Origin of the sequence: Flaviaesturariibacter aridisoli (assembly GCF_004343705.1) — a bacterium.
Classification (GTDB): domain Bacteria; phylum Bacteroidota; class Bacteroidia; order Chitinophagales; family Chitinophagaceae; genus Flavisolibacter; species Flavisolibacter aridisoli.
On sequence record NZ_SKFH01000001.1, the window covers coordinates 117,355 to 131,203 of the forward strand.

Below are 13,849 nucleotides of genomic sequence, written 5' to 3' on the forward strand. Positions count from 1 at the left end.
CCCTTTTTTCGTGCCCAGCCGGTTGCCGGGCGGGCGCAAGCGGCCTGCATGGACGGAATGTGGGCCACCGTTTACCCCGGCTGCGCATTGGTTCCAAAATAAAAAACGCCGGCCGGGCTGCCTGTCGCCCGCTTTTTGTGGCGTTAAGGTGCCGTTAACGAGTTAAACAACTGTTTGATTGAATTAAACGTTTGATTAGTTTTGTGACGAAATCCAAATTATGGCCTACAACGAAAAGCAATTGCAGATCATCCGCACCGCCGAGGCCCTCTTCGCGCAGAAGGGGTACGACGGCGCCTCCGTGCGTGATATCGCCGAGGCGGCCGGGGTGAACAGCGCCATGATCTCCTATTATTTCGGTTCGAAGGAAGGCCTCATCAAGGCCCTCTTCGAGGAGCGCACCGCCGACATCGCGCTGAAGGTGGACACCCTGCTGCGCGATGCGTCGAAGACGCCCTGGGAAAAAGTGGCGTGCCTCATTGATGACTACGTGGAGCGCATTGCCAACAAGGTGCAGTTTCACAAGATCATGATGTACGAGCAGATGCTCGAGAAGAATACCCTGCTCACCGAGCTGCTCAACGAGCTCCGCCTGCGTAATGCCGACAAGATCCGGGTGTTGTTGCAACAGGGGCAGGACAGCGGCGACTTTGCCGCCGGCATCGACGTGCAGATGCTCATGTTCACGCTCTTCGGCACGGTCACCAATGCGTACTTCAACCGGGAGTTCTACCGCGAGGCGCACGGCCTGCAGGGGCTCGACGAGGTGGCCTTCCAGCTCGAATTCCGCAACCGCATCCGCAACCATATCCAGCAATTATTCAAAGCACTATTAGCAAAATGAAGCCCTTCAGAAGAATCAAGATCCCCGCAGCATTGCTGGCGCTCCTGCTGGCGGCCGGTGCCGGCGCGCAGCAGCGCCCGCTGACACTCCAGGAAGCTATCGACCTCAGCGTGAAGAACAGCAAATCACTCAAAGGCAGCGAAGCCCGCATCGCCGCTGCCCAGGCCGCCGTGGCCGAAGCCCGCGACCGGCGCCTCCCCGACGCCTCGGTGAGCGGCTCCTACCTGCGCCTCAACAAGCCGACCGTCAACCTCAAAACGTCACAGTCCTCCTCGGGTGGGGGTAGCGGTGAAAAGGCCTCGCCCAACAGCGCCGCCTATGTCATGGGCAATGTGTCGCTGCCGCTGTATGCCGGCGGGCGCATCAACTACGGCATCCAGTCGTCGCAGTTTCTCGAGAAAGCTGCCCGCCTCGACGCCGAGGGCGACCGCGACGAGATCTTGGCCAATACGATCGATGCCTATAACAACCTGTTCAAGGCCCGCGCCGTGCTGCTGCTGGTAGACTCCAACCTGGCCACGGCCCGTGAGCGGGTGCGGGAGCTGGGCAACCAGGAGCGCCAGGGACTGCTGGCCCGCAACGACTTTCTGAAAGCGCAGCTGGCGCAGTCGAACACCGAGCTCGCGCTCGTGGACGCGCAGAACAACTGGCAGCTGGCTAACATTAATATGAACCTGATGCTGGGGCTGGCCGACAGCACCGAGCTGCTGCCCGATTCGGCTTCGCTCCGCACGCCGGTCTCGGTAAAGCCGATGGCCGACTATGTGCAGGACGGGCTCCGTAGCCGTAGTGAAGTGGAAGCCCTGGGCTTCCGGCGCCAGGCTGCCGCCATCGGGGTGAAGGCCGCCCTCGCCGAGCGCCTGCCCAGCGTGGCCCTAACGGCCGGCTACGTGGCCCTCGACGTGCCCAAAGTGCTCACCGTGGTCAACGCCGTGAACATCGGGCTGGGAGTCAAATACGACATCGCTTCGCTGTGGAAGAACAAGGCCCGCGTGCAGGCCGCCCGCGCCCGCGAGGCGGAGGCCGCTGCCGGCATCGAGCAGCTCGGCGACGCCATCCGCCTTCAGGTGAGCCAGCGCTACCTCGCCTACCTCACGGCGCGCAAGAAGATCGAGGTCAACGCTACCGCCGTAGCGCAGGCCGAGGAGAACAACCGCGTCATTCGCAATAAATTCAACAACCAGCTGGCCACCACCACAGAGCTGCTCGACGCCGACGCCGCGCTGCTTCAAGCCCGCCTCAACCACGCATTTGCCCAGAACGACGCCGTAGTGGCCTACTACCGCCTGCTGCAGGTGTCGGGTAACCTCCAAACCAATCACCAATAACACAACTCCGAAAAGATATCATGGCACAAGAAGTAACGACAACCACTACCGAACAGGCGCCCAAGAAGCGCAGCAAAGTATTCCTCATCGTACTGATCCTGCTGGTGCTCGCCGGCGGCGCCTTCGGACTCACGAAGTACAACCACGCGCAGCACCACGAGGAGACCGACAACGCCCACGTGGAGGCGAACATCAGTCCCGTCATTCCGCGGATCGGCGGCTACATCGCCGACGTGCGGGTGAAAGACAACCAGCATGTGAAGAAGGGGGACACCCTCATCGTGCTCGACGACCGCGACCTGCGCCTGAAGGTGCAGCAGGCCGAAGCTGCCCTGGCCAACGCGCAGAGTGCCCTCGGCGTGGCCGAGGCCAGCACCCGCGCCGCCAAAGCCAACATCGGCACCTCGCGCGCCGCCGTGGAAACCATCGACGCGCAGATCGAAACGGCCCGGGTGAACGTGTGGCGCACGCAGAAAGACTACGAACGCTACGCCAACCTGGTGCAGGATCATTCCGTAACGCAGCAGCAATATGAGCAGGCACTCGCCGCCAAGCAGACCGCCGAGCGCCAGCTCCGCGTGCTGCAGGAGCAGCGCCAGCAGGCCGCTTCGCAGACGTCGGCCGTCGGCGCACAGAGCGGCGCCACGGGTGCGCAGGTGCCGGTCGCTTCTACCGTCATCCAGCAGCGCCGCGTTGATGTGGAGAATGCGAAGCTCAATCTTTCCTACGCCGTGGTGACGGCCCCCGAAGACGGCCTCGTGTCGCGGGTGACCGTGCAGTCGGGCCAGTTTGTACAGCCCGGCCAACAGCTCTTCGCCATCGTGCTCAACAACCAGACCTGGATCGTGGGCAACTTCAAGGAAACGCAGCTCGATAAAATGAAAGTTGGCCAGAAGGTGATCGTGCATGCGGATGCCTTTCCCGGTCACGATATCGAGGCGCGCGTTGCTTCCTTCTCGCCCGGCACCGGCTCTTCGTTTGCCCTGCTGCCGCCCGACAACGCCACCGGCAACTTCGTGAAGGTGGTGCAGCGCGTGCCCGTGCGCATCGAGTTCGCCAACCCGCAGGATCCCCTGCTGCAGCAGCTGCGCGCCGGTATGAACGTGGAGCTGGACGTGCACCTGGACTGATGTACCCAACGGGCGGTCGGCAACAATGGGTGACGCACAGGCTCCTTTGTATAGACGCACTATGTGCGCCTCTTTTGACGCACTTGCTGCGTCGCCACAAATGAATATATGCTACAACAAGAATCTTTAGTTGAATATGGCGGGCGGCGCGTGATCATCACGATCACGGCGATCGTGTGCGCCCTGCTCGAGATCGTGGACAGCACCATCGTGAACGTGGCACTGACACAGATGCAGGGTTCCCTCGGCGCCACCCTCAGCGAAGTGAGCTGGGTGATCACCGCCTATGCCATCGGCAACGTGATCATCGTGCCGATGACGAGTTGGCTGGCGCAGCAGTTCGGGCGCCGCAACTACTTCGCGGCCTCCATCATCCTGTTTACGGTGTGTTCGTACCTCTGCGGACAGGCCACGGGTATCGGTGAGCTCGTGCTCTTCCGCTTCCTGCAGGGCATCGGCGGCGGCGCGTTGCTGGTGACCTCGCAAACGATCATCACCGAAAGCTACCCGCCCGAGAAGCGCGGTATGGCGCAGGCCATCTACGGCCTCGGCGTTATCATCGGTCCCACGCTGGGGCCGCCGCTCGGCGGCTATATCGTAACGAACTCCACCTGGCCTTATATCTTTTACATCAACATTCCGCTCGGTATCATCGCCACCCTGCTCACCCTGCAGTTTGTGCGCAGCCCGCGCTACGGCGGCGGCGCCAAAAGCAAGGCGAAAGACGTGGACTGGCTGGGCATCGGGCTGCTGGCCATTTCGGTAGGCTCGCTGCAGTATGTGCTGGAAAAGGGGCAGGAAGAAGACTGGTTCAACAACCTGACCATTATCATGCTGACGGTAACGGCCGTCTTCGGCTTCTTCTTCTTCATCTGGCGGGAGCTCACGTTCCGCAACCCGATCGTAGAACTACGGGTGCTCAAGAACGGTAACCTGCGCCTCGGTACGGTGATGTCGTTCATCCTCGGCTTCGGTCTTTACGGCTCCACTTTCCTGATACCGCTCTACACGCAGTCGATCCTTGGGTGGACGGCACAGCAGTCGGGCGAGCTGATGATCCCCGCGGCACTGACGACTGCCTTCATGATGCCCATTATCGGGCAGATGCTGCAGCGCGGCGTAAAGCAGCAGTACCTCGTGGCGCTCGGCATGATGATCTTTTTCATCTACAGCTTCTGGGCCTACAAGATCCTGACGCCCGACACCGGCAAGGAAAACTTCTTCTGGATGCTCATCTTCCGCGGCCTCGGCATGGGTATGCTGTTCATTCCCATCACCACCCTGTCGCTCTCTACACTGAAGGGCCGGCAGATCGGCCAGGGCGCTGCCTTTACGGGTATGATGCGCCAGCTCGGCGGCTCCTTCGGCATTGCGCTGATCACGACCTACCTGTCGCGGCAGATCCAGGTGCACCGCGCCAACCTGGTGACTTACCTCAACCTGAACGACCCCGATGTGCAGCAGCGCGTCAACGGGCTGAAGCAGAAGTTCATGGCCACGGGCAAGTCGCCCGACCAGGCGCTGGCAATGGCCTACCGCGCCCTCGAGGGAACGGTGATGAAACAGGCATCGGTGCTGTCGTATATGGACGCCTTCCTTATCCTCGGTGTGCTCTTCCTCATCTGTATTCCCTTCGTGCTCTTTGTGCGCCAGCGCAAGCAGCAGGGCAAGGTGGACCTGAGCGAAGCGATGCACTGATGTCGTGAGGCGTGAGGCGTCAGCCGTGAGCGCGCATTGCGCGGTAATAGAAAGAACGGATGCCAAAGGCATCCGTTCTTTATTAAAGGCGAAAGCAACTCACGGCTGACGCTTCACGCCTCACGTTTGTTATTCTTTCGTGAAAGCCCGTTCCGCGCCGCACCCATTTACCGGCCGGGACTATCTTGGTTACTCACGAAACGCTTACTTATGAAGACAGCTTTACTCTGGGCGCTGTGCCTGCTGCCCGCATTTTCCTTCGCACAAAAGATCAAGATCAGCAAAGGCCGCGTGTCGGTGGACGGCCGGCCTTCCTTTCGCTATGAGAAAGACGGCTGTGGGATCGGCTACGGCAACTGCGACTACCAGGTGTACGACACCGCAGGCAACCGGGTACTCCGCATTGTGCAGAAAAGCCGCCACGTGCGGGTAACGCCGCAAAACAGCAGCGGCACGGAAACCTACCTCGAATTTATTTTCCTGCAATCGCGGCAGGTGGCCTGGGTGGATGACGTAACCCCCTGGGAACGGCGCGTGGTCAACTACATCGCCAAGAACCACCTGTTTGTGAACGGCAAGCTCGACGAAGCCGCCGTTGACGAATTCCTCCTCGTGCACGGGGAAGAAGCGCAGCGACGGCATTGAATCAATGCAGGAAAAAGTTCAGGATGCCCACGAGGATCAGCACAATGCCGCTGATCCTTTTTTCGTTGTGCTCGATGAAGTGGGCCGACAACAGCTTCACGCCGCGGTGGCCGAGCGTAACCAGCAGGAGGATGCCACTGATGCTGATAATGGCATAGAGCAGCGACAGGAACGTAACGAAGCCCATGCCGTAAGCACCCGCCGACAGGAACAGGCTTTCCACTTCGAGGCAGGGCGAGAGAAACATCATCACGATAAAGATGAAGATCCATTTGCCGCGGCTCCGCCGGAAGCCCTTCACGTCCTTGTCTTCGTGGTGGTGATGGTGCGGCAGGTTGACGGTATAATACACAAGGCCGAACACGATGAGCAGCACCGAGGCTGCCACGTTGATCACATGACCGTATTCTTCCCGCAGGTTTTTGCCGATAAGCCCCAGCACGTAGCCCAGCCCGACAGTGCCCAGCACGTGGGCGAGCGCCGCCAGGAACGTGATGGCCGTCACCTCGCGGGCTTTCCAGCCTTCAGAACGCGCCACGGCCACCAGGGGCAGCCAGTGATTCGGGATCAGGGCGTGCACGAAAGCGAGGAGTATGGTGCCGGCTACGACGGTGAACAAGACGGGAGGTTTACAGTTTATAGTTTGAGGGTTCCAGTTAAAGCGCTGTGCTGATTTGCAGCGAGGTTGCAATATACAGCCATTCCCCTAACTATAAACCATAAACTACAAACTTCCTGAAGGGTTAGCGCAGCAGCAGCTCGCAGGGCTTCAGGCCTGTATGTTTCTTGAAAGCGGTGGAAAAGTGCGAAATGGAGGAGTAGCCCAGCAGCACCGATACTTCGGTGACGCTGAGGCCTTTTTCATACAGCAGGTATTTGGCGTGCTCCATGCGCTGGCCCTGGTAGAATTCGAAGATGGTAGTGCCGAAAAGCTCTTTGAAGCCTTTTTTCAGGTAGCACTCGTTGATGGCCACCTTGCGGCTCAGTTCCTTGATGGTGATGGGCTCGCCGATATGGTGCAGCAACACGTCGCGGGCCTTCAGGATTTTTTCGCGGTCGTCGGCGTTGGCCAGGAAGCGGCACTCGAACACCTCGGGTTCCTTTTCGCCCAGCAGGCAGCTGAGGCTTTGCAGCAGCAGGAGCTGCACCTGGGCGTTTACGAAGATATTGGCCAGGCTGTCGGCGTAATTGTGGTTGAGCAGGGCTTCCAGCAGGGTGCGGGTCTTGTTGCACAGGGGCACCGTTTTGCTGAAGGTACTTGTGTGGCGGAAGCTGAGCACCGACTCGGTTATATGCCGGTTCTCGTTGAGGCCACGGGCAAATTGCCCGAGGAAAGCGGGGGTAAAGCTGAACTGCAGCAGGTCGAGGCTCTCGGTGCGGTCGGGGCAGGGGCCTTCTTTGTGGATCGTGCAGTCGTCGCAATCCTTGCCCTTGCGGGCGCAATAGGTGTTGCCCGTCAGGCAGAAATAGAGTTGCAGCGAGCCCCCGTTGTCGGAAGCGGGTGCGTAGTGGAGCATGCCGACGTCCTCGCGTGCCCAGCCTTCGGGGCGCAGGTAGCGGCGGATGCTGTAATGCACCGATCCCGGCACCTGCTGCTCGGTCTCCTGGATCAGGTTACCGGCATCGGTGGCGAGCGCAAGACCCGGGAGGCTTATGGACGTCTGGAATGGCATGGCCCCGCAAAGGTACGGGGGGCGGGCGGGCGCGGCTGTCAACGAACTGTAAAGTATTCGGGTTACCGCCTTTTTCCTACTTTCGCGGCATGCTTTCCGAGAATAAAGCTCCTGAATATCAACATACATTGGCCAAGGAAGTGACGGTCAGCGGGGTGGGGATCCACTCCGGCGAGACCGTAACGATGCGCCTGAAGCCGGCCGAAGCACATTCGGGCGTCGTGTTTCAGCGTGTAGACCTTCCCGGCAAGCCTTCCGTTAAGGCCGACGTGGACAACGTGGTGGAAACCACCCGCAGCACCACCATCGGCAACGGCGAGGCCCGCGTGAGCACCATCGAGCACCTGATGGCGGCGCTCTACGCCAACGGCATCGACAACGTGTGCATCGAGATCGACGGCGCCGAAGTGCCCATCCTCGACGGCTCCTCCGGCCCCTTTGTAAAGGCCATCCTCGAAGCCGGCCGCCAGCAGCAGGGCGCCCAGAAAACCTGGTACACCCTGCAGCACAACATCGTGCTGGTAGACGACGACAAGAAAGTAGAGATGGTGGCCATGCCTTACAACGGCTACCGCATCAATACCCTCATCGACTTCAATTCGGCCGTTCTGGGCACGCAACACGCGTCGCTCAAAGACATCGCCGACTTCAACGGGCAGATCGCCGACTGCCGCACCTTCTGCTTTTTCCACGAGCTGGAATACCTCTTTGAGCACAACCTGATCAAGGGCGGCTCCAAAGACAACGCCATCGTGGTAGTCGACAAGCCGATCACCGAGGCGCAGGTAGCCAAGCTGGGCCAGCATTTCGACGGCATCGCCATCCCCGAGGGCCGCGGTTACCTCAACAACGAGGAGCTGCGCTTCGACAACGAGCCGGCGCGGCACAAGCTGCTCGACGTGGTGGGCGACCTGGCGCTGGTGGGCATGCCCTTCCGCGCCCACGTCATCGCCAACAAGCCCGGGCACGCCACCAACGTGGCCTTTGCCAAGAAGATCAAGGAGCACCTCAAAAAGAACCGCGTCAAGGCCGAAGTGCCCGTGTACGATATCGAGCAGCCGCCGCTTTTCGACGTGGTGGCCATCGAAAAGATCCTGCCCCACCGCTTCCCGATGCTGATGGTGGACAAGATCATCGAGCTCACCGACACCCGCGTGGTGGGCATCAAGAACGTTACTTACAACGAGCCCTTTTTCCAGGGGCACTTCCCCGGCAACTACGTCATGCCGGGCGTACTGATGGTGGAAGCCCTCGCCCAGTGCGGCGGCATCCTGGCCATTCCGAAAGACACCGACGACAAGTACGATACCTATTTCATCAAGATCGACAACTGCAAGTTCAAGCAGAAAGTGGTCCCCGGCGATACCCTCATCCTCCGGATGGAGTTGTCGGCGCCGATCCGCCGTGGCCTTTGTGAAATGAAAGGAACTATTTTTGTCAACAACAAGATCGCCGTGGAAGCCGACCTCGTGGCGCAAATCGTAAAAAGACCGAAGACCAATGATTAGTCCTTTAGCGCACGTACATCCGAATGCGAAGATCGGCAACAACGTTACGATCGAGGCCTTCTCGGTCGTCTACGAAGACGTGGAGATCGGCGACGGCACCCACATCATGCCCCACGTCACGGTCTTCGATGGCGCGCGCATCGGTAAGGACTGTGTGATCTTCCCCGGCGCCGTCATCAGCGCCATCCCGCAGGACCTGAAGTTCGTCGGTGAAAAAACGACGGCCGAGATCGGCGACCGCACGACCATCCGTGAGTGCGTCACCATCCACCGCGGCACCAAAGACAAGTGGACCACCAAGGTGGGTTCCGACTGCCTGCTGATGGCCTACGTGCACGTCGCCCACGATTGCCTCGTAGGCAACCACGTGATCCTCGCCAACGCCGTGCAGCTTGCCGGCCACGTGCAGGTTGACGAATACGCCCGCATCGGCGGCCACTGCGGCGTGCACCAGTTCATTCACATCGGCGCCCACACCTATGTAGGTGCGCAGCTGCTGATCCGCAAAGACATTCCCCCCTACGTCAAGGCGGCCCGCGACCCGCTGTCGTTTGTGGGCGTGAACTCGGTGGGGCTTACCCGTGCCGGCTACACCAAGGAGTCCATCGACGAGATCTCCTCGATCTACCATGTGCTGTTCGTGGAGAAGCATCCTGTAAGCCGCTCTATTGAGCTGATCAGGACCAACTTCCCCGACACCGCGATCCGCAGCGGCATCCTCTCATTCATTGAAGGCTCGCAGGCCGGTATCATCAAGCGCTATGCAAAGGGCGGCGACGAGGATTGAGCTCGCAGGCGCCGGGCGGCGCTTTAACCACGACTGGATCTTCCGTAAGGCCGACCTGCACTTCCACGCGGGCCATGCCTACGCGCTCACCGGCCCCAACGGATCGGGGAAATCGACCTTATTACAACTGATCGGGGGACTTCTTCAGCCCAGTGAGGGCAAGGTGCACTATTACGAGAGCGATCGCCTCCTGGCTCCCGAAAATATCTTCCGCTCCCTTTCGCTGGCCGCACCCTACCTCGACGTCATCGAGGAGATGACGGCCCTTGAGTTCCTCCGCTTTCATGCCCGCTTCAAGCCCTTTCGGTCCGGTCAAACGCCCGAAAGCATCCTGGAGCGCGTGGGCCTCGCAGCCGCCGCGCACAAGCAGGTCCGTTACTATTCCTCCGGTATGAAACAGCGTGTGAAGCTCGCGCAGGCCTTCTTTTCGGATACCTCCGTATTACTGCTGGACGAGCCCACGTCCAACCTCGATATCGTCGGCGTGCAGCTGTACCTCGACCTGATCAATGAAGAAACAAAAGGCCGCCTGGTGATCGTTTGCTCGAACGACCCGGTGGAGTATGCCTTCTGCGGCAAGGTGCTGTCGGTGCTGGATTACAAGCCCGCCCCGCGGAAGTAGAAAAAGAACGCTGATTCCGCAAGCGGGATACGCAGATGTTTATGATCGGTTATGATTTTTTTCGCGAAAATGAAAATCCGCGCTCATCATAAGAATCATAAAAATCTGCGTTCCTTCTCTTCCCGGGGTGCTATACAATTTCCTTCAAACTCTCTTCGGCTGCGTTGATCGTCGCATCCAGGTCCTCTTGCGTCAGTGCGTGGCTCAGGAACCAGCTTTCATAGGCCGATGGCGGCAGGTACACACCGCGATCGAGCATCGCGTGGAAGAATTTGTTGAACAGGGCGTTGTTGGCCGATGCGGCCGTGGCGAAGTCGGTTACGGGATGGTCGCTGAAGTGAACGGAGATCATCGAGCCCATGTGGTTGATGACGAAGGGCGTTCCGGAAGCTTCCAGCACCCGCTGCAGACCGGCTTTGAGGTAGTTGCCTTTTTCTTCGAGCTCCGTATAAATACGGGGATTGGCCTTCAGGTGCTGCAATAGCGTGTAGCCGGCGACCATAGCCAGCGGGTTGCCGCTGAGCGTGCCGGCCTGGTATACGGCGCCGAGCGGAGCGATCTTTTCCATGATCTCCCGGCGGCCGCCGAAGGCGCCCACAGGCATACCGGCACCGATCACTTTACCATAGGTCACCAGGTCGGCATCGACCTTCAGGCGTTCCTGTGCACCACCGGGGGCGAGGCGGAAGCCCGTCATCACCTCGTCGAAGATGAGCAGGGCGCCTTCTTCCGTACAAATACGGCGCAGGCCTTCCACGAAACCTTCCTGCGGCAGGATGCAACCCATGTTGCCTGCCACCGGCTCGATGATGATCGCAGCGATCTCGCCTTTGTTTTCCGCAAAGAGCTGACGCACGGCATCCTGGTCGTTGTAGGCGCAGGTGAGCGTGTCGTTCGACACACCGCCCGTGACACCAGGAACGGTTTGAATATTAAACGTCGCCACTCCCGAGCCGGCCTTCACCAGGAAGGAGTCGGCGTGCCCGTGGTAGCAGCCTTCGAACTTGATGAACTTGTTGCGGCCCGTGAAGCCGCGCGCAAGACGCAGGGCACTCATGCAGGCTTCGGTGCCCGAGCTCACCATGCGGATCAGGTCCACGTTGGGCGCCATGCTTTTCACCAGCTCCGCCATCTCTACTTCGAGCTCCGTCGGGGCGCCGAACGAAGTGGAGTCGAGAGCTTTCTGTTGGATGGCCGCCACTACGGGTGCAAAGGCATGCCCAAGAATCATCGGTCCCCAGGAGTTGATGTAGTCGATATAGCGGTTGCCGTCCACATCATAGAGGTAAGCGCCCTTGGCGCTTTTCAAAAAGATGGGATTGCCGCCGACGCTTTTGAAAGCACGCACGGGCGAGTTGACGCCGCCGGGAATGGAGGATTGGGCTCTTTGAAAAAGTTGTTCGCTTTTGGAGATATTCATGGCAGAAATGTGCTGTGGTGCTGATTTGCTAATGTAGTCTGCAAATGTGTTTAAACTGCTGGTCGGCTAATGTCGAACGAGAATTAGTATCAGCAGACCAGCAGACTAACTAATTAGTTGGGCTGCTTCCTTCGCAAAATACGTCGCGATGAGATCGCCTCCGGCGCGTTTGATGGAAGTAAGTGTTTCCAGGATCGCCTTGTTCTCGTCGATCCAGCCCATTTTGGCGGCGGCCTTGATCATGGCATATTCACCCGAAATATTGTATACGCTCACCGGCACCTGCACGGCGTTCTTCACCTCGCGCACGATGTCGAGGTAAGGGAGGCCGGGCTTCACCATCACGATGTCGGCGCCTTCTTCTTCGTCCATCAGCGCTTCCTTCACCGCTTCGGTGCGGTTGGCGTAATCCATCTGGTAGGTCTTTTTGTCGCCGAAGCCGGGGGCGCTGTCGAGCGCATCGCGGAAGGGACCGTAGAAGCAGGAGGCGTACTTGGCACTGTAGGCCATGATGCCCGTTTTCGTGTAGCCGTGGTGCTCGAGGCCTTCGCGGATGGCGCCGATGCGGCCGTCCATCATGTCGGAAGGAGCCACCATGTCGGCACCCGCGGCGGCATGTGAAATGCTCATCTGCACCAGCGCCTCCACCGTCGGGTCGTTGACGATCTCGCCGTTCTCTACGATGCCGTCGTGGCCGAACGACGAGTAGGGGTCCAGCGCCACGTCGGTCATCACGTACATCTCCGGCACGGCAGCCTTGATGGCGCGGATGGCACGCTGCATAAGGCCTTCGTTGTTCCAGGCTTCCTGCCCGGTATTGTCTTTCAGTTCGTCTTTACACTTGATGAACAGCAGCACGCTGCGGATGCCGAGCTTCCAGAGTTCTTCCACTTCGCGTACGGTGCCGTCGAGGGAGCGGCGAAAGTAGTTGGGCATGGAGGGGATCTCGCTCACGAGGCCTTCGCCTTCGTCGATGAAAAGCGGGGCGATGAAATCGGAGGGGCTCAGTTTCGTTTCAGCCACCATCGCTCGGATGGCGGGCGTGGCGCGGAGGATTCTATTACGTCGTTGCAGGAACATATGTGTGATGTCTGATTTCTGAAGTCTGATTCGAATGGCAAAATTACCCTGGGCCCGGTACGGATGGAAAGCAAATGGGGTTTGTCTGCTGTTAAAATACATCAGACATCCGACATCCTACATCAGCCATTCTTTGGGGTGCAGGCAAGCCTGCAGCAGTTCGTCTTCGGGGCTGCCCGGTGCGGGCTGGTAGTCGTATTCAAAACGCACGGTGGGCGGCAGGCTCATCAGGATGCTTTCGGTGCGGCCGTTGGTCTTCAACCCGAAGATGGTACCGCGGTCGTGCACCAGGTTGAACTCGGTATAGCGCCCACGCCGGATCTCCTGCCAGTGTTTTTGTTCGGCTGTAAAAGGGTCGTTCTTGTGGGCGGCCACGATCGGAACATACGCGGGCAGAAAGGCGTCGCCGCAGGCCTGCCCGAAGCGCACCCAGAAGTCGAGATCGTGCTGCGCATCCGGCCGCTGGTGATCGTAAAAGATGCCACCGATGCCGCGGCGCTCGCCGTTGCGGTGGCTGTTGACGAAATAGTCGTCGCACACCTTTTTGAAGCGGGGATAAAACAATGGGTCGAAGCGGTCGCACACCTCTTTGTAGGTGCCATGAAAATGACGCGCGTCTTCTTCAAACAGGTAAAAGGGCGTCAGGTCGGTGCCGCCGCCGAACCAGCGGTCGCTCACGGCTCCTTCGCGGTACAGCTCGAACATGCGATAGTTGCAATGCACTGTCGGAACCATCGGGTTGAAGGGATGCAGCACGAGGCTGAGGCCGCAGGCAAACCAGCGGTCGCCGTCGATCTTGAGGGCATTGCGCATCGTATCGGTCACCTCGCCAAAGACCACCGAGGTGTTGACCCCGCCCTTTTCGAATACGCCGCCGTTGGCGATGACGCGCGTTTTACCGCCGCCGCCCTCGGGCCGCTCCCAGCGGTCTTCGCGGAAACGCTCTTTCCCGTCCTCCGCTTCCAGTCCCGTACAAATACGGTCCTGCAGGTCGTGGATGTAAGCGATCCAGCGGTCACGGATGTCGGAGGGAGGGAGTTGATTGATGTTCATGCTGTCCTTCTTTATTGATCTTCACCAGAGCACGGTAGTTTGCTTCGCTACGCTCGCAATG

General features: G+C 59.6%; 13 protein-coding genes. 8 read left to right on the forward strand and 5 right to left on the reverse strand.

The genetic code is table 11. The features are described 5' to 3' along the window. Positions 1-220 precede the first annotated feature (220 nt). The 5 genes from E0486_RS00545 to E0486_RS00565 all read left to right on the forward strand — a co-directional run bounded on the left by E0486_RS00545 (position 221) and on the right by E0486_RS00565 (position 5,645). On the forward strand, positions 221-844 hold the full coding sequence (locus E0486_RS00545) for a TetR/AcrR family transcriptional regulator (RefSeq protein WP_131850182.1): 624 nt from the start codon (positions 221-223) through the stop codon (positions 842-844). Further along, complete coding sequence (locus tag E0486_RS00550) at positions 841-2,172, forward strand: TolC family protein (RefSeq protein WP_131850183.1); 1,332 nt, start codon at positions 841-843, stop codon at positions 2,170-2,172. Before E0486_RS00545 ends, E0486_RS00550 begins: the two co-directional genes overlap by 4 nt. 20 nt (positions 2,173-2,192) lie before the next feature. Next, positions 2,193-3,302 carry an HlyD family secretion protein gene (locus tag E0486_RS00555; RefSeq protein ID WP_131850184.1) on the forward strand — a complete coding sequence of 370 codons (1,110 nt, stop codon included), beginning with the start codon at positions 2,193-2,195 and terminating at the stop codon, positions 3,300-3,302. A gap of 108 nt (positions 3,303-3,410) precedes the next feature. Then, positions 3,411-5,000, forward strand: coding sequence for a DHA2 family efflux MFS transporter permease subunit (locus E0486_RS00560; protein ID WP_131850185.1), 1,590 nt, complete (start codon positions 3,411-3,413; stop codon positions 4,998-5,000). A gap of 210 nt (positions 5,001-5,210) precedes the next feature. Next, positions 5,211-5,645, forward strand: a complete 435-nt coding sequence (locus E0486_RS00565) for a hypothetical protein (RefSeq protein ID WP_131850186.1) — start codon at positions 5,211-5,213, stop codon at positions 5,643-5,645. 1 nt (position 5,646) lies between these two features. On the opposite strand, the gene E0486_RS00570 is transcribed toward E0486_RS00565, so the two are convergent. Both E0486_RS00570 and E0486_RS00575 read right to left on the reverse strand, forming a co-directional pair. After that, entirely contained in the window at positions 5,647-6,264 is a 618-nt protein-coding gene (locus E0486_RS00570; RefSeq protein WP_131850187.1) for a hypothetical protein, read from the reverse strand. 124 nt (positions 6,265-6,388) lie between these two features. Beyond that, positions 6,389-7,318 (reverse strand): helix-turn-helix domain-containing protein, encoded by a 930-nt coding sequence (locus E0486_RS00575; protein ID WP_131850188.1) that lies wholly within the window; start codon positions 7,316-7,318, stop codon positions 6,389-6,391. An 89-nt stretch (positions 7,319-7,407) separates the two neighbouring features. Here E0486_RS00575 and E0486_RS00580 point away from each other — a divergent pair, with 89 nt between their 5' ends. From E0486_RS00580 to E0486_RS00590, 3 genes are read left to right on the forward strand one after another with little or no spacing between them, the layout of a single operon-like run. Further along, entirely contained in the window at positions 7,408-8,826 is a 1,419-nt protein-coding gene (locus tag E0486_RS00580; RefSeq protein ID WP_131850189.1) for a bifunctional UDP-3-O-[3-hydroxymyristoyl] N-acetylglucosamine deacetylase/3-hydroxyacyl-ACP dehydratase, read from the forward strand. Beyond that, entirely contained in the window at positions 8,819-9,613 is a 795-nt protein-coding gene (gene lpxA / locus E0486_RS00585) for an acyl-ACP--UDP-N-acetylglucosamine O-acyltransferase (protein ID WP_131850190.1), read from the forward strand. Before E0486_RS00580 ends, lpxA begins: the two co-directional genes overlap by 8 nt. After that, a complete protein-coding gene (locus E0486_RS00590) occupies positions 9,588-10,235 on the forward strand; it encodes an ABC transporter ATP-binding protein (RefSeq protein WP_131850191.1) in 648 nt (215 codons plus the stop codon). Before lpxA ends, E0486_RS00590 begins: the two co-directional genes overlap by 26 nt. A gap of 130 nt (positions 10,236-10,365) precedes the next feature. Here E0486_RS00590 and hemL read toward each other — a convergent pair whose 3' ends face one another. The 3 genes from hemL to hemF all read right to left on the reverse strand — a co-directional run bounded on the left by hemL (position 10,366) and on the right by hemF (position 13,788). Then, positions 10,366-11,655: a glutamate-1-semialdehyde 2,1-aminomutase gene (hemL, locus tag E0486_RS00595; RefSeq protein WP_131850192.1), complete on the reverse strand. Its 1,290-nt coding sequence runs from the start codon at positions 11,653-11,655 to the stop codon at positions 10,366-10,368. 105 nt (positions 11,656-11,760) lie between these two features. Beyond that, complete coding sequence (gene hemB, locus E0486_RS00600) at positions 11,761-12,735, reverse strand: porphobilinogen synthase (RefSeq protein ID WP_131850193.1); 975 nt, start codon at positions 12,733-12,735, stop codon at positions 11,761-11,763. Positions 12,736-12,852: 117 nt separating this feature from the next. Next, positions 12,853-13,788: an oxygen-dependent coproporphyrinogen oxidase gene (gene hemF / locus E0486_RS00605; protein ID WP_131850194.1), complete on the reverse strand. Its 936-nt coding sequence runs from the start codon at positions 13,786-13,788 to the stop codon at positions 12,853-12,855. Between the last annotated feature and the right edge of the window lie 61 nt (positions 13,789-13,849).